This is a genomic window from Qipengyuania gaetbuli (assembly GCF_009827315.1).
In the GTDB taxonomy this organism is placed as follows: Bacteria; Pseudomonadota; Alphaproteobacteria; order Sphingomonadales; family Sphingomonadaceae; genus Qipengyuania; species Qipengyuania gaetbuli.
Window position 1 is genome coordinate 62,645 of the sequence record NZ_WTYF01000003.1, and the last position, 23,152, is coordinate 85,796.

The 23,152-nt window shown below is 63.8% G+C and carries 21 protein-coding genes; 6 read left to right on the top strand and 15 right to left on the bottom strand.

Annotated elements, in window-relative coordinates:
• Positions 1–78: 78 nt before the first annotated feature.
• The 7 genes from GRI42_RS00545 to GRI42_RS00575 form a co-directional block, all read right to left on the bottom strand.
• Positions 79–1,284, bottom strand: a complete 1,206-nt coding sequence (locus tag GRI42_RS00545; RefSeq protein WP_160606128.1) for an MFS transporter — start codon at positions 1,282–1,284, stop codon at positions 79–81.
• Entirely contained in the window at positions 1,274–2,335 is a 1,062-nt protein-coding gene (locus GRI42_RS00550) for a LacI family DNA-binding transcriptional regulator (protein WP_160606129.1), read from the bottom strand. Before GRI42_RS00550 ends, GRI42_RS00545 begins: the two co-directional genes overlap by 11 nt.
• An 82-nt stretch (positions 2,336–2,417) precedes the next feature.
• Positions 2,418–3,920: a tryptophan halogenase family protein gene (locus GRI42_RS00555; protein ID WP_160606130.1), complete on the bottom strand. Its 1,503-nt coding sequence runs from the start codon at positions 3,918–3,920 to the stop codon at positions 2,418–2,420.
• Positions 3,917–4,948: a cupin-like domain-containing protein gene (locus tag GRI42_RS00560; RefSeq protein WP_160606131.1), complete on the bottom strand. Its 1,032-nt coding sequence runs from the start codon at positions 4,946–4,948 to the stop codon at positions 3,917–3,919. Before GRI42_RS00560 ends, GRI42_RS00555 begins: the two co-directional genes overlap by 4 nt.
• Complete coding sequence (locus tag GRI42_RS00565; RefSeq protein WP_160606132.1) at positions 4,941–5,660, bottom strand: SapC family protein; 720 nt, start codon at positions 5,658–5,660, stop codon at positions 4,941–4,943. The genes GRI42_RS00560 and GRI42_RS00565 overlap by 8 nt, the downstream gene beginning before the upstream one ends.
• A 1-nt stretch (position 5,661) precedes the next feature.
• Positions 5,662–7,209, bottom strand: a complete 1,548-nt coding sequence (locus GRI42_RS00570; protein ID WP_160606133.1) for a tryptophan halogenase family protein — start codon at positions 7,207–7,209, stop codon at positions 5,662–5,664.
• A 126-nt stretch (positions 7,210–7,335) separates the two neighbouring features.
• Positions 7,336–10,308 carry a TonB-dependent receptor gene (locus GRI42_RS00575; protein WP_160606134.1) on the bottom strand — a complete coding sequence of 991 codons (2,973 nt, stop codon included), beginning with the start codon at positions 10,306–10,308 and terminating at the stop codon, positions 7,336–7,338.
• A gap of 240 nt (positions 10,309–10,548) precedes the next feature.
• Between GRI42_RS00575 and GRI42_RS00580 the strand changes: the two genes are divergently transcribed.
• From GRI42_RS00580 to GRI42_RS00600, 5 genes are read left to right on the top strand one after another with little or no spacing between them, the layout of a single operon-like run.
• A complete protein-coding gene (locus GRI42_RS00580) occupies positions 10,549–11,160 on the top strand; it encodes a flavin reductase family protein (protein WP_325065273.1) in 612 nt (203 codons plus the stop codon).
• A gap of 58 nt (positions 11,161–11,218) precedes the next feature.
• Positions 11,219–12,196: an NAD(P)H-dependent flavin oxidoreductase gene (locus GRI42_RS00585; RefSeq protein WP_160606135.1), complete on the top strand. Its 978-nt coding sequence runs from the start codon at positions 11,219–11,221 to the stop codon at positions 12,194–12,196.
• Positions 12,197–12,206: 10 nt separating this feature from the next.
• On the top strand, positions 12,207–13,349 hold the full coding sequence (locus GRI42_RS00590) for an acyl-CoA dehydrogenase family protein (protein WP_160606136.1): 1,143 nt from the start codon (positions 12,207–12,209) through the stop codon (positions 13,347–13,349).
• A gap of 10 nt (positions 13,350–13,359) precedes the next feature.
• The gene (locus GRI42_RS00595; protein WP_160606137.1) at positions 13,360–14,100 is read left to right on the top strand and encodes an SDR family NAD(P)-dependent oxidoreductase; all 741 of its coding nucleotides are present in this window, start codon (positions 13,360–13,362) and stop codon (positions 14,098–14,100) included.
• A 4-nt stretch (positions 14,101–14,104) separates the two neighbouring features.
• Positions 14,105–15,127, top strand: coding sequence for an aldo/keto reductase (locus GRI42_RS00600; protein ID WP_160606138.1), 1,023 nt, complete (start codon positions 14,105–14,107; stop codon positions 15,125–15,127).
• A 101-nt stretch (positions 15,128–15,228) separates the two neighbouring features.
• On the opposite strand, the gene GRI42_RS00605 is transcribed toward GRI42_RS00600, so the two are convergent.
• From GRI42_RS00605 to mtgA, 5 genes are all read right to left on the bottom strand, one after another.
• Entirely contained in the window at positions 15,229–15,801 is a 573-nt protein-coding gene (locus GRI42_RS00605) for a fasciclin domain-containing protein (RefSeq protein WP_160606139.1), read from the bottom strand.
• An 81-nt stretch (positions 15,802–15,882) separates the two neighbouring features.
• Positions 15,883–16,605, bottom strand: coding sequence for an anti-sigma factor (locus GRI42_RS00610; protein WP_160606140.1), 723 nt, complete (start codon positions 16,603–16,605; stop codon positions 15,883–15,885).
• A complete protein-coding gene (locus GRI42_RS00615) occupies positions 16,602–17,171 on the bottom strand; it encodes a sigma-70 family RNA polymerase sigma factor (RefSeq protein ID WP_325065274.1) in 570 nt (189 codons plus the stop codon). The genes GRI42_RS00610 and GRI42_RS00615 overlap by 4 nt, the downstream gene beginning before the upstream one ends.
• On the bottom strand, positions 17,168–18,109 hold the full coding sequence (locus GRI42_RS00620) for a cation diffusion facilitator family transporter (protein WP_160606141.1): 942 nt from the start codon (positions 18,107–18,109) through the stop codon (positions 17,168–17,170). The genes GRI42_RS00615 and GRI42_RS00620 overlap by 4 nt, the downstream gene beginning before the upstream one ends.
• A gap of 164 nt (positions 18,110–18,273) precedes the next feature.
• The gene (gene mtgA, locus GRI42_RS00625; protein WP_160606142.1) at positions 18,274–18,942 is read right to left on the bottom strand and encodes a monofunctional biosynthetic peptidoglycan transglycosylase; all 669 of its coding nucleotides are present in this window, start codon (positions 18,940–18,942) and stop codon (positions 18,274–18,276) included.
• 96 nt (positions 18,943–19,038) lie between these two features.
• On the opposite strand from mtgA, the gene GRI42_RS00630 reads away from it, so the two are divergent.
• Positions 19,039–20,373: a M20 metallopeptidase family protein gene (locus GRI42_RS00630; protein ID WP_160606143.1), complete on the top strand. Its 1,335-nt coding sequence runs from the start codon at positions 19,039–19,041 to the stop codon at positions 20,371–20,373.
• Between the two features lie 14 nt (positions 20,374–20,387).
• On the opposite strand, the gene GRI42_RS00635 is transcribed toward GRI42_RS00630, so the two are convergent.
• From GRI42_RS00635 to GRI42_RS00645, 3 genes are all read right to left on the bottom strand, one after another.
• The gene (locus GRI42_RS00635) at positions 20,388–21,041 is read right to left on the bottom strand and encodes a hypothetical protein (RefSeq protein WP_160606144.1); all 654 of its coding nucleotides are present in this window, start codon (positions 21,039–21,041) and stop codon (positions 20,388–20,390) included.
• Positions 21,042–21,171: 130 nt separating this feature from the next.
• Positions 21,172–22,131 (bottom strand): RNA polymerase sigma factor RpoH, encoded by a 960-nt coding sequence (rpoH, locus tag GRI42_RS00640; protein ID WP_199800378.1) that lies wholly within the window; start codon positions 22,129–22,131, stop codon positions 21,172–21,174.
• A gap of 69 nt (positions 22,132–22,200) precedes the next feature.
• Positions 22,201–23,145: an RluA family pseudouridine synthase gene (locus GRI42_RS00645; protein WP_160606146.1), complete on the bottom strand. Its 945-nt coding sequence runs from the start codon at positions 23,143–23,145 to the stop codon at positions 22,201–22,203.
• Positions 23,146–23,152 lie beyond the last annotated feature (7 nt).

Sequence of the window (23,152 nt, forward strand, 5' to 3'; positions counted from 1 at the left end):
CTATCCCTCCCGCCCTCGGTTGATTGAGAACGTTATCAATTTCGAGAAGTGACATGCTTCGACAGCAAAATCAAGCGGTCAGATTTTACGGGTCAGGGTTATCAGCAGGAGCATTGCCAGGGCTGCGAGTGCGGCCAGGACGAGGAACAGTGCATCGAAGCCGAACACCGGCACGAGCGCCAGCGTAAGCCACGGCATGATGAGGCTCGGAACGGTGTTGGTGAGGTTGAACAGGCCGAGGTCGCGTCCGCGTGTGGCGGGCCTGGGCAGGAAACGCAGTGTCTGGCTGGTGTGCAATGCCAGGAACACGCTGGTGGCAAGGCCGAAAACGACATAGCCCGCGATGGCCGGCACAAGTCCGTCGGCAAGACCCATCATCACGAGGCCCGCCGCTCCGACACCTGCTCCCCATGCAAGCGGGACGATCGGTCGGTCGGTCCGGTCCGACCATTTGCCTGCCAGCATGGCAGCGGGAATGGACAGGGCCAGCACGACTGTAAAAACGGTCGCCGTCTGGTTGTCGCCGAACGTGGGATCGATCGTCGCGAACCAGACGAGAAGATAGGCGAAGAGCGCGGCTTCGGCGATCTGGACGAGCAGCCGCGCGAACCACATCCGAGCCACCGTGCGGTCGATGCGGGGCAGGATCGAGGCATTCAAGGGCATTTGGATTTCCGGCGCCTCCATGAGGTGCGGCATCGGACGCGGTCGGCCGAACAGGAGGACCGGCGCAACCATCAGCGCCACGATCACTGCGACGATCAACAGTCGTGCATCGGGTTCCGCGACGCCGGGCAGGGTGATCACTGCTCCCGAGAGCGCACCCAGGGCCGGAGCACACGCCAGGAGTCCTCCCAGTCGCCCCTTTTGGCCATCGGGTACGCAATCACCGGCCCAGGCGGCCAGCGGGGCCAGCATCATGTTGAGACCGATTTGCCACACCACGATGAGCGCCAGGAGCTCGGCCGGATTGCCGGTGCGGCTCACCGACACCAGCAACAGGCACGACAGGGCAAGGCCTGCGGCGATCCAGATGCGGCGGTTGCGTGTCCGGTCGCTCGCCCAGCCGAAGAAGATATTGGCAAGACTGGCGGAAATCGCGCCCGCGAAGGCGATATATGCGAGCACGCCGACCGTGTCCGAGCCTTCCATCGCGGTTACGCGAAGGGGCAGGAGCAATGTCAGGAAGGGGACGTAGGCGACCGCGCCGCCGGCGGCCGCCAGTGCGTAAAGATACAGGAACCGGCGCGATTGCTCCGCCTGCGACCGGGCCTCAGGCGGCATTGTGGCCGGGGGCCGGCGCGGTCGAATCGCGGACCACCAGCTCGCCCTTCACGCGAACCGGCTCGGTGGGGGCAGGGGTGTCGCGCGCCGCAATCAGCAATTCGACCGCCCGCGAAGCTGTGGCGGCAATCGGCTGGTCGATGGCCGTAAGGGCGGGCTGCGTGAACCGCACAATCGGCGAATTGTCGAAGCTGATGACCGACAGGTCGCGGGGTACTTCGAGGCCGTACTCCCTGGCCGCTTCGAGCACGGCGATACTCATCTGGTCGCTGCTGGCGATGATGGCGGTCGGGCGATTGGCGGCGCCGAGCAGCTTGCGTGCTGCGACGAGGCCGGTCTCGAATCCGAAATCGCCCTTTTCGAGCAGCCCTTCGGTCGAAAGTCCGGCAGCGAACATCGCTTCCTGCCAGCCTGCGACGCGCCAGCCGCTGAGGCTGAATTCCGCAGGCCCGGCAATGAAGCCGATTGCTGTATGGCCGAGCCCGAGCAGGTGTTCGGTCGCGATCCGCGCATTGTGCGTGTCGCCCATGGTCATGGCGATGCCCGGCCCCGGCTGGGTCGAGCCGATCCGGGCGAAGGGAATGTTCCGTTCCGCGAGGAGGCCCGTAATCAGCGGGTTTTCCGAGTGGGGCGGGGTGAGGATGACGCCATCGGGTTGCAGCGCCGAAATGGCAGCGCCCAGCTCGCGCTCGACATGGTCGGTATGCGTGTCGACTAGTTCGATCATCATGCGGTAGCCGTGCTCCGCACAGGTCAGCATACCGCCGAACATCATCTGGTCGACCCAGTCGCGGCCCTCGCGCGCCTTCCAGTCGGCAATCGTGAGGTCGCGGTCGTTGATCGCGAGGATGAGATAGGAACGCGATCCGCTCATCTGCTGGGCGGCCTTGGACGGCACGTAACCCAGCTTGTCGATGCTGGCCTGCACCCGCTCCTTCATGACGGGGCGGACGTTGGGTTCATTGTTGATGACACGGCTGACGGTCTGGAGCGAAACGCCCGCATCTGCCGCCACATGCTTGATGGTCACCGCCTGGCGCCTGCGCCCCATCGTCTAAAACCCCCTCGTTCTTTCCATCCCTGCGGCCGGCTCCTGGGATCCCGCGCAGAAGCCGGCCGCGCTATCTTGTTCGTCAGGCCGCTTCGGCCTGGTCGGCCCCGCAATACCGCGCCACATAGGCATGATGTTCGGGCAATCCTGCAACCGTGCGCGCGACGTTTTCCCTGATCATGGCAAGGAAGCGGGTGAGTTCCTCTTCGCTCATCTTGGTCGCCACAGGGTGATAGGTCTTGGGCATGATGCCCTGGCCCATCATGACCTGAACCCAGCTGTTCTCGGCGAACAGTTCTTCGTCGCGGCGGAAAACGCGGCCCGTCTCGCGGAAAAGCTCGATCTTGTGCGCCAGGCTTTCGGGGATCTCCATGTCCGCGCACTGGCGCCAGAAGGGCGAGTCCCGCCGCTCGGTCGCCTTGTAGTGGAGGATCAGGAAATCACGGATCTGCTCCATATCGGTCAGCTGCTGGTCGTTGAATTCGTCGATATCGGCCTGGGCGATCTCTCCGAAGGGCATCATGCGGATAATCCGCAGTACCGCGCGCTGGATGAGGTGGATCGAGGTCGATTCCAGCGGCTCCATGAACCCGCTGGAAAGCCCGACCGCGACGCAATTGTGGTGCCACTGCTTGCGGCGTGCGCCGGTGACGAAGCGGATGCGGTTCGGCTTGCTGCAGGTCTCGCCTTCGACCGACGACAGCAGGCGCGCCTCGGCCTCGTCGTCGGAGAGGTAGCGGCTGCAGTACACGATGCCGTTGCCTTGGCGATGCTGGAGTGGGATGCGCCACTGCCAGCCTGAATCATGCGCGATGGCGCGGGTATAGGGAATCGGCGGACGGACGCTCTCGGTCTGGACCGCGATGGCGCGGTCGCAGGGCAGCTGGTGGCTCCAGTCGTCGTAGCCGACGTGCAGCGCGCCTTCGATCAGCAGGGCACGGAAGCCGGTGCAGTCGACGAACAGGTCGCCTTCTATGCGCGAACCGTCCTCGAGGTGCAGGGCCGCGATATTGCCGTTTTCCCCGTCAAGCTCGACGCGCGCGATCTTGCCTTCCTTGCGCATGGCGCCATGCGCCTCGGCTTCACGCCGCAGGTAGGCGGCATAGCGGGTGGCATCGAGCTGGTAGGCGTAGTTGATCCGGTTTTCCGGCAGGTGCGCGAACTTGCCGGCATAGGCTGCCTTCAGTTCGAGGCAGTAATCGTCGAAGCTTTCGGTGTGACCCTTTGTCAGGCCGTGGAGCCAGAAATGCTGGAAGCCTGCCGACCAGTGATCGCGGCCGGTCGCGCCGAAGGAGTGGAAGTACTTTTCGCCGTCGACCTTCCAGTTCTCGAACTCGATGCCGAGTTTGAAGGTCGCCTGCGTCTCGCGCATGAAGGTGTTCTCGTCGATCCCGATCAACTGGTTGTATTTAACCAGTGGCGGGATCGTGCTCTCGCCGACGCCGACCGTACCGATCGCATCGCTTTCCACCAGCGTCAGTTCGATCGTCTTGCCCATCGTGCGGGCGAGTGCGCACGCCGCCATCCATCCGGCAGTGCCGCCCCCGGCAATGACGACGCGGCGAGGGGTGTAGTCGGTATTCATGAATTCAGCATCCTGAGCAGAAATGAACGCAGGCGTGAGGCCGTCGTGGCATCGAGCGGATCGAGCACACCGCGCTTGCCGGCGGGAATGTGGTCGTGATTCTCGGGCTTGGAATCGAACACGTAGTGATCGAACAGGTCGCGCCAGATCTCACGGTCTCGTTGCGGCAAGTCGCGCAGGGCGAGGATGGCGTGATTGAGCGCAACCTGCGGATCGTTGGCGTGCGAAGGAACGTCGCGCCACCAGTAGTTCACGAGGATATTGAAGTCCGCCAGCCCTTCGACGTGGTGCCACCACATCGACGGGATGAACAGCGCATCGCCCGGCTCCATGTCGGCGCGCTGAGCCTGAGACAGCGCATCGGCGAAACGCGGGAAACGTTCGAAATCCGGCGCGTGGAAATCGACCATGCTGACTGGCCGGCCCGCCGGCGTATTGTCGATCGGCCCGAGATACAGGTTTTCGAACTGGTCGGGCGGGAAAAGCGTGAACCGGCGTTTGCCCACCGCACAGCAGGCAAGATTGTCCGGGAAATCGCTATGCGCCGCTATCCGCGTGGCGTTACCGATCCAGATGCTGTGTCGCGGCCTGCGATCACCAAGCGGGGGCGGGTTCTCTTCGGCGACGCCGTCGAAATGTGTCTTGATGTCAATCGAGCCGAGATAGGCGGTCGGCGCGTCGGGTTGCCCCTCGTGCTTGTCGAAGCCGGCAAAAATGTCCGCCAGCTTGCCGGCGCCCGAGCGGAAATTCATCGCCATGTCGTCGTCGTAGAACATGCGTCCGCCTTGGGCTGGCGGACCCAGCGAGATCGCGAACTGCACCGGGCGCGCCCGCTCCACGAGATAGGCGCGGGCTGCGCTGTTCGATACCAGCCCGGCCTGGACCAGCGGCCAATCCTTCACCAGTCCGCGCACGAGAAACGGTTCGCGCACGTCCTTCAGCAGCGCATCCAGCGCTGCTTCATCCCGAACTTCGCGTTCGGGTACCGCCTTCATGGCGGCGAAGATGGAAGGGTCGGCTTCAGCCATTCCGGACCTTGGCATCCTTGCGTTCTACAAGATCGGAGAAATGCGACAGCGAGGCCAGCGCCATGAACACGGGCATCAGGTGGCCACTTCCATGCAAGTCGGCGAGGGCGTCGCCATCGAGGCTCTGGAGCTTGCTTTCGTTGACGATATGGAAGCCGACGAGCGAATGCTTCGAGCCGTCCGACAAGGGCACTTCCAGCGTGAAGGGCTCAAGCAGGTCGTGCCGCTTCAGCGCGTCGAAGAAGCCTGCGCTGTCGCGGTGGCCTTGGTCGAGCTCGCCCAGCATGCCTGCAATATCCTCGAGGAACGGCGTGGTGCCCCCATCCTCGTCGAAAACGCGGGTGCCTTCGCCGTTCTTCGAAACGCGCGGATGGTCCATGTCGATGTGCACCTGGCCCACACCTTCGCCGTTCTGCGTCCGCCCGATGAGGAACGGCTGGATGGCAAGGCTGAGCGGGCGGTAACGCGCGTCCCAGTTTCCGTCCCTCAGGAACAGGTTCTCGCCGTTCTCGAACCCGAACAGGGCAAGCGCGGTGAAGCTGTCATCTTCCTGGTTCTTGCGGAACACGATCGGATATTCCGCCTGCACGCGCCGGAATTCGATCGGCGTGACCAGCGTGCCCATGACGGCGTCGCCTCGCTCCGCACTCGGCTCGAGCAGGACGCGCAGGTCGCGGTGGTCGGCATTGTTCAGGACTTGGTGGTTGCTCATTTCAGGCAATTTCTCCCTCGCGCGCATCCGGCGCAGCGGTTGTGTTCACAGCGTCGAGATAGACGCGATTGGTCGGTAATGCAGCAGCCAAGCCGCGCGCACGTTCACGCACTTCGGCAAGGCGGCGCTGTGCAAGTTCGAGATCCGCGACCGGCGCAGTTTCGGGCGCCGGGAAGCCCATGCCGTAAAGCACGTAATGCTGGCTGTAGGCGGAGAATATCTCGTCGATCTGCGGAAAGTCCCATTGCGAGGGTGGCTGGTCACGCCACAGCACCAGCTGTTCGGCCAGCGAGGCGGGGACAGTCTCGAGGGCGCGCTGGGCTAGCCAGAAGGGTTCTGCTCTTTCGCTCAGCACGTAGTGGAGCTTGAGAAAATCCACGATCCGGTCCCAGCGGTAGCGGAACAGCGTGTTGAACCGCGCCGCGTGGGCGGGCAGGGATGACCGGCTCGCCGGGAAGTTTTCGGCCAGCGCCTTCAGCGACAATTCGATCAGCACGATGGCAGAAGCCTCGAGCGGCTCGATGAACCCCGCCGAAAGACCGACGGCAAGGCAGTTGCCCTGCCAGAACCGTTCGCGGTGCCCGGTCCTGAAGGACAGCTTGCGCGGGGCGAGGCTGTCGAGGTCGGCTCCGGCAACATTGGCGGCGATGTACGCGCGCAAGGTAGCCTCCGCCTGTACATCGTCGCAGAAACGGGAGGAGTAGACGCAGCCGATCCCGCGGCGGGTCGGTAGTGCAATGTCCCACAGCCAGCCCGCTTCGTGCGCTGTGCCGATGGTCTGCGAGGCGATCGCCGCATCGGGGAGGGTGGGGACCTGTACGGCGAGCGCGCGGTCGTTGAACGACACGTCGGACCGGTCGACCCAGCCCCCTTGGAGGTGTCCGTCCGCAATAACCGCAGCCATGCCGGTACAGTCGAGGAAGAAATCGCCTTCCAGCCTGCCGCCTTCGCGCAGGACCAGCGCATCCACCAACCCGTCGTCACCGACTTCGACGTCGGAAATATGGTCGGCAACATGCGTAACGCCGAGCCGCGCGGTCGCGTGGCGTTCGAGCAGGCGCGCAAATTTGCCCGCGTCGAGGTGATAGCCGTAATTCAGCGCGCCCGCGTAATCTGGCATGGAACGCTGGCGCGGGGCAAGGTTGCGATTGCAGGCATCGGCCTGCGGAGTCACTGCAGAGGCGAAAGCAACGCCCGGCGCATTCTGCTGCCATGCCGACAAGACCGCCCGCATATCGCCGGGAGCGGGGGCCGTGAACGGGTGGAGATAGCTGTCGTTGTCCTTTCCGGTGCGCCAGCCGTCGAAACGCGAGCCCTGTTTGAAGCTTGCATCGCATTCGCGCAGGAATTCCGCTTCGGGGATGCCGATGATGCGCAGCGTGTCGCGCATGGTCGGCCAGGTGCCTTCTCCGACACCGATGGTCGGGATGTCCGGTGCCTCGACCAGGGTAATCGACAGGTCGGGACGACGTGCGGCGAGATAGGCGGCGGAAAGCCACCCCGCGGTGCCTCCACCGGCAATCACCACATTTTGCATCTGTCGCGCCATGTCCTGAACTCTGCCCCTACATGCCCGATGCATGGGGCAAAAGGAAAGGGCCGCGCCAGCCTTTCGGCAGCGCGGCCCTTCGTTTCCAAGCGAAGGGGGGCGGACGGATCCGCCCCCGGCTGCCTCTTAGAAGCTGAAGCGAACACCCGCCGCGTAGCGCGGTGCACCACGATAGGCGAAGAAGGTGTTGTTCTCGCTGCGGCGGTAACCCTTCAGGTTCTCGCCGGTCAGGTTGATCGCTTCCGCGAACACCGTCAGCCCGTTGTCGAACTCGTACGAGGCGCTGGCGTCGATCTGCCAGTACTCGTCACGATAGAACGGGTTGGTCGGGTTCTGGCTGTAACCGGCCAGGAAGTCGTCACGCCAGTTCCACGCCGCACGAGCCTGGAACGGACCCTTGTCGTAGAACAGGACGGCGTTGGCACTATCCGAAAGACCGACCAGCGCGAACTGCGGGATACGGTAGGGCTGGGTGTTGTCGAACTCGGCATCGCCGTTGACGATGGTGTAGTTCAGGATGACACCGAAGCCGGTTTCCCAGAAGTTGTGCTGGAGCGCGAATTCCCAACCGTCGATCGTTGCCTTCTGGTCCGAGTTGATCGGAACCGAGATGTTGAACTCGAGCAACGGATCGCCCGGAACGCCGAGGATGGCGGTCTGGCCGGTGACCGGGTTGAACGAGGTCGTCTCGGGGTAGTTGGCAATGATGTAGGCGCGGATGTCGTCGTTCGAGATGGCACCGCCGCCAAGGGCTGCACGCGCTTCTGCAGCACGCGGACCATTGTAGGGCTGGTAGACACCTTCGAAGAACTGCTGGATCCCGCCGACCGTGATGTAGTTCTCCACGTTCTTGCGGAAGTAGCCGACCGACATGTAGCTGGCGTTGCCGTAGTACCATTCGACCGAAGCGTCGAAGTTCTCCGACTTGAACGGAAGCAGGCTCGGGTTGCCCTGGTTACCGTCGCCACCGTCCACGCGGAACAGTGGGTTCAGGCTCAGGCCGCCCTGCAGGTTGTCGTAGGTCGGGCGGGTGATCGTGTGGCTGTAGGAAGCACGGAAGATCACGTCCTGGATCGGCTCGATGTCGAAGTCGATGTTCGGCAACCAGAAGTCGTAGCTACCCTTGGCACGGGTGAAGTCACGAGCATCTGCGTAGCTGAGGTTGAACTCGTTCGCTGCAACCCAGGCCGAACCGTCGGGGATCAGCGAAAGAGCCCGCGAATCGACATCGGTCACTTCGTAACGAAGGCCCGTGATGAGGTGTGCCTCACCAGCGCCCACGTCGAACGAGAATGCCGCCTCGGCGTAAGGAGCCAGGGTCTTTTCCGTGATGCGACGGTCGATGTCCTGGACAGCAAGGCAGGTGCCGGGCTGTGCAGCGCCGGTTGCCGGGCTCGAGCAGATGCCGAACTGGCTTTCCAGCAGGTCGACCATGCGTTCCACGTCGAAGCCGTAGAAGCTCTGGATGATGTTCGGGTTATCGACACCTTCAAGGCCGCGGAACGCATCGGTCACGCTGATCGGGAAAAAGATGTCGTCCGGAATATCTGCCGGAGTTCCGAGGCCGCCCCAGGTATCGTTCTGGATGAAGCCATAGGCCGACTGGACGCGGTTGTTGGTGTAGGTAACGCCGAAGTCGAGCGACTGCAGGAAGGAATCTGCTTCCGGCGTGTAGTTGCCGCTCAGCTGGACCTGATCGATCTCGTCCTTGAAGTAGGCATTGCGGAACGCGTTACCCGTGGCAAAGCGCTGCGCCACGTCGTTGCCGTCCGTACCGGTCGCATTCGTGTAGGAAATGACCGGCAGGTAGGACGTGTAGTCGATGCCCTGCGTCTGCACGTTGAACACGGCGGTACCGACCGACAGGTTCGAACCGTACGGCAGCGTCGGCTTCGATTCTGCGCTCGAGCTGTGCGCGTCGAGCGTGAAGGTAAAGCCGTTGGGCGCTTCCCATTCGATGTTGCCACCCAGCGAGTGGTTGATCGAGCGGTTGGCCGTGAGCGAGCCGCTGTAGGAAAGGTCGGACGGCGCGCCGCCGAAGTTTTCCGAGTAGAACAGGATGTCCGCAATCGGGCCGTCACCCCACGCACTCGAAGTCGTGACGTGGTTGAACCAGATGCCGACCGAGCTCTGCGCAGCTTCGACAGTGTTCTGCGAGAAGGTGTAGTCGAGCGTCGCGGTGACGTTGTCGCCCAGCTTCGCCTGCAGCACGGCCTGGCCGTTGATGCGCTCGCGGTCGATGTTGGTGACGTTGTACGAACCGTTCTGCGGAACCGCGTAGACGGTGTTGGCGTCGGGGCGGTTTTCCTGGAGGTTGTAGTTACCGCGCCAGTCGTTGCCCGGATCGCAGGGGATAGCGCCCCACTCGTTTTCGTAGCCGCTGCCGCAACCAAGGTAACCGTCGCGGAATTCGCTGAAGAACTGGTTGAAGCCCGATTTGCGCTTCTGGTAGCTGCCGGTGACAGCGATACCGATGCGGTCTTCGGCGAAGGTCTTGCTGATGACCCCCGAAACTTCCGGCGTGATGCTCACATCGTCGTTTTCGGATTCGTCATAGACACCCTTGACGGCAAAGCTGCCGCTGAAGCCCGGATTGTTGAGCGGGCGCGGGGTGCGGATGTTGATCGACGAACCGATACCGCCCGAAGGAACGGTCGCGCGGCCGGTCTTGTAGACCTCGACGGCGACGACTGCTTCGGAAGCGAGGTTGCCGAAGTCGAACGAACGCGACGAAGGCGCGCTGGCGCCGTCACCGAGAGTCGAAGTCGGCATCTGGCGGCCGTTGAGCGTGACGAGGTTGTATTCCGGACCGAAGCCGCGAACCGTGACACGGGCGCCTTCGCCGTTTTCACGGTCGATCGACACGCCGGTGATACGCTGCAGCGATTCGGCCAGGTTGGTATCGGGGAATTTGCCGATATCTTCCGCCGAGATCGCGTCGACGACACCCTGCGCGTTGCGCTTGATGTTCATGGCATCGCGCAGCGAAGCGCGAATACCGGTGACGACGATAACGTCGTCTTCTGCGACGACTTCTTCAGCCGCCTCCTCGCCGGCAGTGGCGTCTTGCGCCATCGCCTGGGTGGCGCCGAGTCCCATTGCCACCACCGATGCCCCCGCCATGAATTTGGCAAAAGAGGGCTTACGTCCAAAAGCCATCTGTGATTCTCCTCCCAAGACATGCGCTTGCCGCACACGCAAAGCTAAATGTGAACGTTCACCTATTTGATAACGTTCACTCGGTCAATTCCGGTGGATTCGTTTGCACAGAAATTGCGCGAAGTGTGACATTCCTGTTTCAGCTATTGCGCGCAACGCCCCCATTGCTCTCTTCGGCGCGTGGCGGTAGCGCCGCTGGCGATGTTCGACCCGCAGGCATTCCGCAGCGCACTTGGCTCCTTCGTGACCGGCGTCACCATCGTGACGACGCGCGATGCCGACGGGCGTCCGGTGGGCCTGACTGCCAACAGCTTCAATTCGGTGAGCCTCGACCCGCCGATGGTGCTGTGGAGCCTCTCGCTCCATTCGGGCAGCCTGCCTGTCTTCCGCGAGGCGCAGAGCTGGGCAGTGCACGTGCTGGCCGCAGACCAGCAGGCCATGTCCGACCGCTTTGCGCAGCCCGGCAACGACAAGTTTGCCGGACTCGACGTGGTCGACGGGCCGGAAGGCGCGCCGATGCTGGCGGGATATGCTGCCCGGTTCGGTTGCCGCGCACGCTTCGAATACGAAGGCGGCGACCATGCGATCTTCCTCGGCGAAGTGGTCGAATTCGAACGCCGCGATGCCGAACCGCTGATCTACCATTCGGGCCGGTACGGGCGGCTGATGCGTGCGCCCACCGGCGAGGACCTGGAGCACGAGGGCCTCGCGGAAAAATCGGGCGAAGGACTTGCCCTTACGGAACGCGGCCTTGAACTGCTGCGGGCGCTGGAAGGCATCGCGAAGCGCTAGACTCTCTCCTGCCCGCCCGATACCGGTTGCGAAAAGCAACCAGCAGGAGAGGCAGGCCATGAAGACTCGCATCACCGAAATGTTCGGCATCGAGCATCCGATCATCCAGGGCGGCATGCATTATGTCGGTTTCGCCGAAATGGCGGCAGCCGTGTCCAATGCCGGCGGTCTCGGCATCATCACCGGCTTGACGCAGGGCACGCCCGAGAAGCTCGCCAACGAGATCGCGCGCTGCAAGGACATGACCGACAAGCCCTTCGGCGTGAACCTTACCTTCCTGCCCACCGTCAATGCGCCCGATTACCCGGGGCTGGTGCGCGTCATCATCGAAGGCGGGGTGAAGATCGTGGAGACGGCGGGCAACAACCCCGCACAGGTCCTGCCCTATTTCAAGGACGCCGGCGTCAAGGTCATCCACAAGTGCACCAGCGTGCGTCACAGCCTCAAGGCGCAGTCGATCGGCTGCGACGCGGTTTCGGTCGACGGCTTCGAATGCGGCGGCCACCCGGGCGAGGACGACATTCCCAACATGATCCTGCTGCCGCGCGCGGCGGACGAGCTGGAAATCCCCTTCGTCGCCAGCGGCGGCATGGCCGATGGTCGCAGCCTCGTCGCCAGCCTCGCCTTGGGCGCGGACGGCATCAACATGGGCACGCGCTTCATCGCGACCAAGGAAGCGCCGGTGCACGAGAATGTGAAGAAGGCGATCGTCGCTGCCAGCGAACTCGACACGCGCCTCGTCATGCGCCCGCTGCGAAATACCGAGCGCGTGATGACCAATGACGCGGTGGAGGAACTGCTCCGCATCGAGAAGGAGAAAGGCGCGGACCTCAAGTTCGAGGACATCATCGAACAGGTCGCCGGCGTTTATCCGCGCATCATGACCGAAGGCGACATGGATGCAGGCGCCTGGTCCTGCGGCATGGTCGCAGGCCTCATCCACGACATCCCGACCTGCAAGGAACTGATCGACGGCATCATGGCGCAGGCCGAGGAAATCATCACCAAGCGGCTTGCCGTTTTCCAGAACGCGTAAGGTTTTCGAGATGCTCGATACGTCCAAACGCTTCGCCTATTCCGAAGACCACGAGGCCTTCCGCGACACGGTGCGCAAGGTCTTTGCCGAACACATGACGCCCTATCTCGACCAGCACGAGGAAGAGGGCATCGTCCCGCGCAGCGCGTGGAAGGCGCTGGGCGAGGCAGGGATGCTGTGCCCCACGGTCGCGGAAGAGAACGGCGGGCTCGGCCTCGATTTCGGCTTCAACTGCGTGATCGCGGAAGAGCTGAGCTATCTCGGATCCTCCGCCGGTTTCACGCTGCAGAACGACATCACGGTCAATTATTTCGAGCGGCTCGGCACCGAGGAGCAGAAGGCGAAATACCTGCCCGGCATGATCAGCGGCGATGTCATCACCGCCATCGCCATGACCGAGCCGGGCGCGGGCTCCGACCTTCAGGGCGTGCGCACCACGGCGACGCTCGACGGCGACGAATGGGTGATCAACGGGTCGAAGACCTACATCACCAACGGCCAGAATGCCGACGTGGTGATCGTGGTCGCCAAGACCGACCCTTCGCAGGGCGCCAAGGGCACCTCACTGATCCTCGTCGATGCCGGCACGCCGGGTTTCGAGCGCGGGCGCAACCTCGACAAGATCGGCCAGCATGCCGCCGACACGTCCGAGCTTTTCTTCAACGACTGCCGCGTGCCGAAGGACAATTTGCTGGGCGGCGAAGGGCGGGGCTTCATCCACCTGATGGAAGAACTGCCGCAGGAACGCCTGTCGATCGCCGTCGGCGCGCAGGCCGGCGCGCAGCGCGCCTTCGACGAGGCGGTGAAGTTCACCAAGGACCGCAAGGCCTTCGGTCGCACCGTGTTCGAATTCCAGAACACCAAGTTTGTGCTCGCGGACCTGGCGGCCAAGCTGCAGGTCGGCTGGGCGCATCTCGACTGGGCGATCCAGCGCCACCTCAAGGGCGAACTCACCACCGACGAGGCAAGCGCAGCCAAGCTTTGGCACACCGAACTGCAGTGGGAATGCTGCGACAAGTCGCTGCAGCTGCATGGCGGGGCTGGCTACATGAACGAATATCCCATTGCCCGCCTGTGGCGCGATGCCCGCGTCCAGCGCATCTATGGCGGCACGAACGAGATCATGAAGGAAGTCGTCAGCCGCGCGATCTGAGGAGACAGACATGGCCAATCCGCTCGATTTTTCCGGCAAGACCGTCCTCATCGTCGGAGGGACGAGCGGGATAGGCAACGGCATTGCCCACGGCTTCCGCGAACAGGGGGCCGAGGTACACGTGACCGGCACGAGGGCGAGCGCGAACGACTATTCGCCCGAAGACGGCAGCGTCCTCGAAGGACTGACCTTCCATTCGCTCGACGTGGCGGACCGCGCGGCCCTCGATGCCTTCGCATGGCCCGAACGGCTCGATGTCGTGGTGTTGTGCCAGGGCATTGCCCGCTACAACCGCGACGAGTTCAACCGTGAAGGCTGGGACGCGGTGATGGCGGTCAATCTCGACTCGCTGCTCGACTGTTCCAATGCCGTGCGCCCCAAGCTGGCGGAATCCGGCGGATCGCTGATCATCATCAGCTCGATCGGCGGTTATCGCGGCCTGATCGGCAACCCGGCCTATGGCGCCAGCAAGGCGGCGGCAATCAGCATGGTCCGCTCGCTCAGCCTGGCCTTCGCGGCAGAAGGCATCCGCGTGAACGGCATCGCGCCGGGATACGTCCACACCAAGATCAACGATGCCTTTCTCGGCAACGAGAAGTTCCGCGATGCGACCATCGCGAACACGCCGCGCGGTCGCCTCGGCCTGCCGCAGGACATGGCGGGAGCGGCGCTGTTCCTCGCCTCGCCGCTGGCCGATTACGTGGTCGGCCAGACGATCAGCGTCGATGGCGGATTGAGCGTAGGGAACTGACACGGTGGAATACGCCAATCTCGGCCCTTCGGGCCTCAAGGTCTCGCGCCTGTGCCTTGGCTGCATGAGCTATGGCGACACCAGCAAGGGCTGGCACGGCGAGTGGGTGCTTTCGGAAGACGACAGCCGCCCCTTCATCCGCGAGGCGGTGGAGGCGGGCATAAACTTCTTCGACACGGCCAACATGTACTCGATGGGCGCATCGGAAGAGGTGGTGGGCCGGTTGCTTCCCCAATTCGCGAAGCGTGACGAGATCGTGCTGGCCACCAAGGCTTTCCTGCCGTGGCGGCAGGCGCCCAATACCGGCGGCAATTCGCGCAAGAGCCTGTTCCAGGCGATCGACGACAGCCTCGCGCGCCTCGGCGTGGATTATGTCGACCTGTTCCAAATCCACCGCTGGGACGACACCACGCCGATCGAGGAAACGATGGAGGCGCTGCACGACATCGTGAAGGCGGGCAAGGCGCGCTACATCGGCGCATCCTCCATGGCCGCATGGCAATTCGCCAAGGCGCAGGAAGTGGCGCGCGCGAACGGCTGGACGCGCTTCATCTCGATGCAGAACCACGTGAACCTGCTCTACCGGGAGGAGGAGCGCGAGATGATCCCGCTCTGCCGCGACCAAGGCGTGGGGATCATTCCATGGAGCCCGCTCGCGCGCGGCAAGCTCGCCCGCGCATGGGACGAAAGCACCGTGCGCAGCGAAACCGATGGCTTCGGCAAGCTGCTATACAGGCAGAACGTGGATGCGGACCGCGAGGTCATCGAGGTGGTCGGCCGGATCGCTGCCGATCGCGGCGTTTCGCGCGCGACCGTGGCGCTCGCGTGGCATTTCGCCACGCCGGGCATCACCGCTCCGATTATCGGGGCGACGAAGCAGGGCCATATCGGCGCGGCGATAGAAGCCATGGCGCTCGATCTCACCCCCGAAGAGGTCGACCGGCTTGAAGAGCCCTATCGTCCCAAGACGCCGGTGGGCGTGGCATCGACCGCGCCGCAGAACTGGTCACTCACGCTCAAAGCCTGAAGCGGGACATGAAAAATCCCGCCCGGCGCTACGCAAGCCGGGCGGGACAAGTTGACACCGCCTTTCGAGGGGGAAGGCTAAGTGGCGGTGCCTTGCAAGCTTCAGGCGCTCGGAAGGAAGACGCCGTCGGTGACGTGGATCACGCCGTTGGTTGTCTTCACATCGGCCTGCACGACCTTGGTTTCGCGACCTAGGGCGTCGGTAACGACGATGGTATGCCCATCGAAGCTGGCGGTCAGTGTCTCGCCTGCGACCGTCTCGAATTCATAGCTGCCACCGGCCTGCTTGATCGCGGCCGAAAGCTGGGCTGCCGGGATACGGCCGGAGACGACGTGATAGGTCAGCACGGTCTGGAGCTTGCCCTTGTTGGCCGGCTGCAGCAGCGCATCGACGGTGCCGGCAGGCAGTTCGCCGAACGCATCGTCGGTCGGCGCGAAGACGGTGAACGGGCCGGGCGAAGACAGCGTGTCGACGAGATCGGCGGCCTTGACTGCAGCGACCAGCGTGTCGTGCACGCCGGTGCCCATGGCGGCCTCGACGATGTTGGGCTGGCTCTTCATCGAATGCTTGCCATGGTTATGCGCAACGGCCGGGGTCGCGGCGGCGAGCGCAAACCCGCCCATGGCGAGAACGGACGCCGCAGCTGCGGCCTTGAGCTGGTTCGAAATCGGCATTGAAACTCTCCTGTTTGTGCAAGCCCGTCCTTCTTGCGTGGGAGAGTTACGGAGCGGGTTGCCCCGCGGATGCATTAGCCGTCAGATTTTTTTCAGCTGGCCTTCTGCGACCACCGGCCCAGCATCGACTCCTTCGGGTTTGCCGCCCAGCGGCTCGCGCGTGAGCAGCAGCGGCGCACCGTCCGCCATCTTCGCCGCGACTGCCGGTTCCAGCGTCACGCGGCGTTCCTCGCCGGGCGCGACTACGCCGAGCGAGAGGAGCGGCGTATCATCCTGCGGGACCAGCCACAGCTCGTGGTCGTGGACCCCGTCGGCGGTCAGGCCGCTTGCCGAGACGAGCAGTTCGCCGCGGTCGGGCAGATAAGTGACGGCCAGCCTCAGGTCGGTATTCGCAATCGGCACTGATGCGACCAGCGGCGCTTCTGCCTGCATCTCGATCTGCGGAGTACTGGGCAGGGTCATGAAGGTGAAGGCGAAGACGGCAATCGCGGCGGCAGCGGCGGCACTCACCGTGCCGAAGACCTGCCAGCGGCGCATCCGGTTCCTGAGATCGATGACCTCTGCCGACGGGGCAGCACCGTCCAGCGCCTCTTCGATGCGGCGCCAGACCTCTGCGCGCGGTGTCGCAGGCGAAATCTCGTCGAGCATCGGGGCCAGCCGGTCCTGCCACCAGGCGACCGCTGCCGCAAAGCGGGCATCGCTTGCCTCGCGGCCGCGCGCGGAGAGCAGTTCCTCGCCCTCCAGCAGGCCGAGCGCATATTCCGCGGCAAGCGTGTCGTCGTCGGGGCGGGGCGCGTCGGTCATTCCCCCTTCTCCAGGCAAGTCTTGAGACGCGCAAGGGCGCGGCGGATACGGCTCTTCATCGTCCCCAGCGGCGTTCCGCTGCTCTCCGCGAGATCGGCGTAAGTGCGGCCTTCGAAGAAAGCGGAGCGGATGGCGCTGCGCGGTTCGTCTTCCAGCTTTTCGATGCACTGGTGGACGCGGGCCTCGCGCTCGGCATCGATGAGCAGGTCTTCGGCGAGAGGGGAGGCGTCCGCTATCGGCGCGGCTTCTTCCTCGCCCACGCTCGCCTGGCGCAGCTTGCCGGACCGCAGCCGGTCGACTGCGCGGTTACGGGCAAAGGTTGCCAGCCACGCAATCGGGCTCGCCCGGCCGGGATCGTACCGGTCGGCCCTGCGCCAGAGATTGATGTAGACGTCCTGCAACGCGTCCTCGGCTTCCTTCTCGTCCCCCAAGATACGCAGGCAGATGCCGAAAAGCTTCGCCGAGGTGGCGCGATAGATTTCCTCCAGCGCGCCGCGATCCCCGCTGGCAAGTCGGGCCATGGCCGCCTTCAGCCTTTCGCGGGCCGCTGCGCTTGCCGGTTTCACGGGCAGCCGACCCCGCAATGCTTGCTGGTCGTCTCCACCTGGATGGTCGCGTGGTTGATCCGATGATGGTGCTCCAGCTCGTGCGCGGCTTCCCGCAGGAAGGCATCGCCCGGATGTCCGCCGGGCATGACGAGGTGCGCCGTCAGTGCGGTTTCGGTGGTCGACATGGGCCAGATATGGAGGTCGTGCACCTCGCTCACCCCGTCGAGCGAGGCGAGATAACCGCGGACGGCTTTTTCGGAGATACCCTTGGGCACGGCGAGCAGGCTCATGGCTACGCTATCCTTGAGCAGCCCCCATGTTCCCCAGGCGATGACCGCAACGATGATCAGGCTGACCACCGGATCGATCCAGAGCGCTCCCGTATAGAGGATGGCGATCCCCGCCAGCACCACGCCGAGGCTGACCAGCGCGTCGGCCGCCATGTGCAGGAAGGCGCCGCGGATATTGAGGTCATGCTCGCGCCCGCGAAGGAAAAGCAGCGCGGTGCCGGTGTTGATCGCGATGCCGATGCCGGCAACGATAATCATGGTCGTTCCGTCGACTGGTAGCGGATCGGTCATGCGGTGTGCGGTCTCGAACGCGATTGCACCAATTGCGACGAGCAAAAGCGCCGCATTGGCGAGCGCGGCGAGGATGGTCGAGCTCTTGTAGCCGTAGGTGAAGCGCTCGTTCGGCGGTCGCTTTGCGGCCACGCTGGCACCCCAGGCCAGCAGCAGGGCAAGGACATCGGAGAGATTGTGCCCGGCGTCCGCGATCAGCGCCATCGAGCCGGAAATCCATCCGTAAACGGCCTCGATGATCACGAAACCACTATTGAGAATGATGCCGATCAGGAATGCGCGGCCGAAATCCTTCGGTGCATGCGAGTGGCCATGGCCGTGCCCGTCATGCCCGTGCCCCTCGTGCGCGTGATCATGGCCGTGGCCTATTCCCAATTCCGTCGGCTCCCCATGCCCGTAATCCCGCCCGACTGCCGTTTTTCCGGACGTCCTTCAAGGGAAAACGCTGGAATACAGCGGGATACGAAATATCGCATCTGCAATGTTATAACATACATAGATGAAGCTGCGGGGTAAAGTTCGGCGGTGCCAAACGCTGCCTAGTCGTAAATGCAGGCGTCCAGCCCGTCGCGCCCGACGACGCCGATACGGGCCGAAATGGTGTTGCCGTGGCGCCGCAGCCAGCCGCCCGGGTTCTTGACCGACCGTTCTTTCGGCAAGGGAAGCGCCGCCGCCATGCGCGCCGCCTCCAGCGGGGTCAGCAGTGCGGCCGACTTGCCGAAGTAACGCTGCGCCCCGGCTTCTGCGCCATAGGTGCCGATCCCGGTTTCCGCGACGTTGAGGTAGACCTCCATGATCCGCCGTTTGCCCCAGATATTCTCGATGAGGACGGTGAAATAGGCCTCCAGCCCTTTGCGGAAATAGCCGCCGCCCTGCCACAGGAAGACGTTCTTCGCGGTCTGCTGGCTCACGGTCGAGCCGCCGCGGATCCGCCCGCCCTTGGCATTCTGCTGGATAGCATTTTCGATGGCTTCGCGGTCGAAACCGTCATGCGTGCAGAATTTTCCGTCCTCTGCCGCGATGACGGCGCGCACCATGTTGCGGTCAATATTGGACAGCGGTTCCCAGTCCTTGGTGATGCCGTTGCCGTCCATGATCATGGTCGCAGTCACCGGCACGGGCACGAACTTGAACAGCACGACCAGCGCGATGCTGAGGCCCAGGAAACCGACGAGGAAGCGGAAGAGGAAACGCACGACAACACGCATGCCAGCGCGTCTACTGTGCACGGCCGCACCGCGCAATCGCGCTTGTTGATAGCGCGGCGCCGTGCTCTGTTCCCAACCGCAACAGGGGAGAAGGACATGCGAGTCGACAGGAAATGGATCGGCGCCGCCGCAGTGGCGCTGGCGATGGGGGCGAGTCAGGCGAGCGCCGATACCGGCGAAATCGCCACGGCCGTGGAGGCAGACTATGCCGACCATCTGGGCGCGCTGTTCAGGTACTTCCACGAAAATCCCGAACTGTCATTTCTCGAAACCAACACCGCCAAACGGATGGCAGCCGAATTGCGCGCGACCGGCATGGAGGTGACCGAAGGCGTCGGTGGGACCGGCGTTGTCGGTATGGTCCGCAACGGCCCAGGGCCGCTGGTCATGCTGCGCGCGGACATGGATGGCCTGCCGCTGCCCGAGAAATCCGGCCTGCCCTATGCATCCAAGGCCGTTCAGGTCGCGCAGGACGGGACCGAGTATCCCGTGATGCACGCCTGCGGTCATGATGTGCACATCACCTCTATGGTCGGCGCGGCGCGCCAGCTGATGGAGATCAAGGACCAGTGGTCCGGTACGCTGATGTTTGTCGTCCAACCTGCGGAAGAGCGCGTGGGCGGGGCGGAGCTGATGCTCAAGGATGGGCTCTACGAACGCTTCGGCAAACCCGATTACGCGGTCGCTTTCCATGTCGATGCGGACCTGCCGACCGGCAAGGTTTCGGGGTCGGAAGACATCGTCGGCTCGAGCGCGGATTCGGTGGACATCGTCGTGCCAGGTATCGGCGCGCATGGCGCTTCGCCCCACCAGGGCCGCGATCCTGTGTACATCGGCGCGCAGATCGTGACGGCGCTCCAGTCGATCGACAGCCGCGAGGTGGGGCCCCTGTCACCGGTGGTCGTCACCGTGGGCTCATTCCAGTCGGGCACCAAGCACAACATCATCTCGGACGAAGCGCGCCTTCAGCTGACGGTGCGCGCCAATGACGAGGAGGTGCGGGCCCAGATTCACGAAGCGATCGAGCGGATCGCGGTCAATATCGGCCGCGCGCACGGCCTGCCCGAAAACCTCCTGCCGCGCGTCACTCGCACGGAAGGGACGCCGGTCACGGCCAACGATCCTGCGCTCGCTCGCCGGCTCAATGCGGTGATGATCGACGCATTCGGCGAAGACGGCTTCCTGCCCGCGGTCCAGACCGGCATGGGGGCGGAGGATTTCGCCTATTTCGTCACCAAGGAACAGGGCGTGCCGGGCTATTACTTCGCGGTCGGCGGCACTCCGCCGGAAGACTTCGAGGCAGCCGCCAATGGCGGGCCGCCGGTCCCTTCGCACCACTCGCCGCTGTTCAAGATCGCGCCGCGCGAGAGCGTGACGCTGGGGACGCGCGCGATGATTGCCGCGGTGCTCGACCTGGCGCCTCCGAAATAGAGGGAGGCGAGCGCTCAGCGCTCGGCGGCGCGCCAGTCGATGGCGGACATCAGGTCCAGCGGGTCCGGGAAATTTTCCGCCGTCCCGCCGAACCAGGTGGCGCGATATTTGACCAGCCAATCGCCTTTGGCCGGGCAGTAGAGATAGAGGTCGGAAAGCGATGCTGGCCGGCCTTCGCCCGTGTAATTTTCCGGCATCGCGTAGCGGATGGAGAGCGCTGCCGAGGCCCGCGCACGATCGGGTGAAGGCGAAAGCCAGATTCGCTCTTCCTGCGCGCCCGGATTCTTCGCGATATGGCTTGCAGCGTCAGCGAAGATCTCGGCGCAGTTTGCCCCATCAACTTTGGGATAGAGGTAGGCGGTTAGGATCAGCGTCCCATCATCATTGACCAGCCTGTAGCCGACACTGCCGTCCCGCCCGTTTGAGGTGTATTCGGTTATCGAGGTTCGCTCGAACTGCCCAACCCTGTCCGGGAAGACCACGCCCGCACCCCTGTGTTTCCACGGGCCGTTTTGCTGCTCGATCCGCTTCTGCGCCTGGCCTTCGGACGGGAAAGCCAGCGCGATCCCGGCAACGGCCAGTGCAAGACCAGTCGTCAAAGTGGTGAGTTTCATCGGTTCCCCCTGATCTTTCCCGACCCCACGTGACCTATGGCGATCGCCAATCATTATTGAAGCGACTGGGCGACCGGAATGCAACCGCAAGGCCCTGCCAATCCCAAGCACGCCTGGCAGCCAGATACGAAAAAGGGGCGGCACACGGCCGCCCCTTTCGTGTCTGTATTCAGGCGCGGATGCCTCAGGCGACGCCCGGCAGCAGCCTTTCGCCGGCGATACGCTGCATCGCCTTCTGGAGCTTCTCGAACGCCCGCACCTCGATCTGGCGGATGCGCTCGCGGCTGACCGAGTAAACCTGGCTGAGCTCTTCGAGCGTCTGCGGATTGTCCGTCAGGCGGCGTTCGGTGAGGATGTGCTTCTCGCGGTCGTTGAGGCTGTCCATCGCTTCCACGAGCATTTCGTGGCGGACTTCCTTTTCTTCCGCTTCGGCAACGGTTTCGTCCTGGAGCGGACGGTCATCCGTCAGCCAGTCCTGCCATTCGCCCGAGCCTTCTTCGCCGTTGCGCATCGGCGTGTTGAGCGAGCCGTCGCCGCCCATCATCATCCGGCGGTTCATGTTGACGACTTCCTGCTCCGGCACGCCGAGATCGGTCGCGATCTTCGTGACGTCGTCGGGGTGGAGGTCGGTGTCCTCGTAGGCGTCGAGATTCTTCTTCATGCGGCGCAGGTTGAAGAACAGCTTCTTCTGCGCTGCTGTGGTGCCCATTTTCACCAGACTCCACGAACGCAGGATGTATTCCTGGATCGAAGCCTTGATCCACCACATCGCATAAGTGGCGAGACGGAAGCCGCGATCGGCCTCGAACTTCTTCACACCCTGCATCAGGCCGACATTGCCTTCGGAAATGAGGTCCGAAACGGGCAGGCCATAGCCACGGTAGCCCATGGCGATCTTGGCCACGAGTCGCAGGTGCGAGGTAACGAGCTGCGCCGCAGCTTCGGGATCCTCGTGTTCCTCATAGCGCTTGGCGAGCATGTATTCCTGCTCAGCCGTCAGCACCGGGAACTTCTTGATTTCGGAAAGATAGCGGTTGAGGCTCTGCTCACCGCCGAGCGCCGGGACGCTCAAAGACTTTGCGTTAGACACTAATATCCTGACCTTTCTTGCGTCGACCTCTCTTGTCGGACCCCTGATGGGCATCCGGTCATTCGGGCCACTCGGTTACTTATACAGTAGCGGGCGCCGGATTGCACGGCCCTTTCGTCGATTTCAACGAGCGGTTTCGTCGATCAGTTCCCGCATATCGGCGGGCAATTCGGCGCAGAAATCCAAGATTTCACCGGTGATAGGATGTCTGAATCCGAGCCTCGCGGCGTGCAGCGCCTGGCGGCGGAAGTCGAGCCGTTCGAGAAGGGGCCGGAGGGCCTTGGGAGTGCGTCCATAGACAGGGTCTCCCAATAGCGCATGACCGATTGACGCACAGTGAACGCGGACCTGGTGCGTACGCCCGGTTTCCAGCCTGCATTCGATGAGCGTTGCGCCATCGAGTAGCTCCAGCGTCTCGAAATGCGTGACCGCGTGTTTCCCGCGCGAGGAGGTATCGGGCAGGACCGTCATCTTCTTGCGATCTTTGTCCGACCGCCCGATCCGGCCCGAAATCGTGCCCGATAGAGGGTTCGGATGCCCCGCGCAGACCGCGAGGTAGCGGCGCGTTATGGAATGGTCGGCGAACTGCTTGGCAAGGCCCTCGTGCGCTGCATCGGACTTGGCGACAACCAGCAGCCCGCTCGTGTCCTTGTCGATGCGGTGGACGATCCCCGGACGCTCGACCCCGTTGATGCCCGACAGCTTGCCGCGGCAATGGTGGAGCAGGGCATTGACCAGCGTGCCTTTCAGATTGCCGGCAGCCGGGTGCACGACCATGCCGGCGGGCTTGTTGACCACCAAGAGGTCGTCGTCCTCGAACACGATGTCGAGCGGGATGTCCTGCGCGGGCGTATCGAGCGGCTGGGGCGGGGGCATGGCGATGCGCCAGTTTTCCTCGCCCCTGACCTTGGCAGACGCCGATTTCGCCACGGTCTTGCCGATGGTTACCGCGCCTTGGGCGATCAGCGTCTTGACCCGTTCGCGCGACAGGCCGCTGGCCTCGGCAAGCACCTTGTCGAGGCGACCGGCCTCGGACAGCGTTCCGGAGAGGATTTCTGGTTCGGCCATGCTAGGG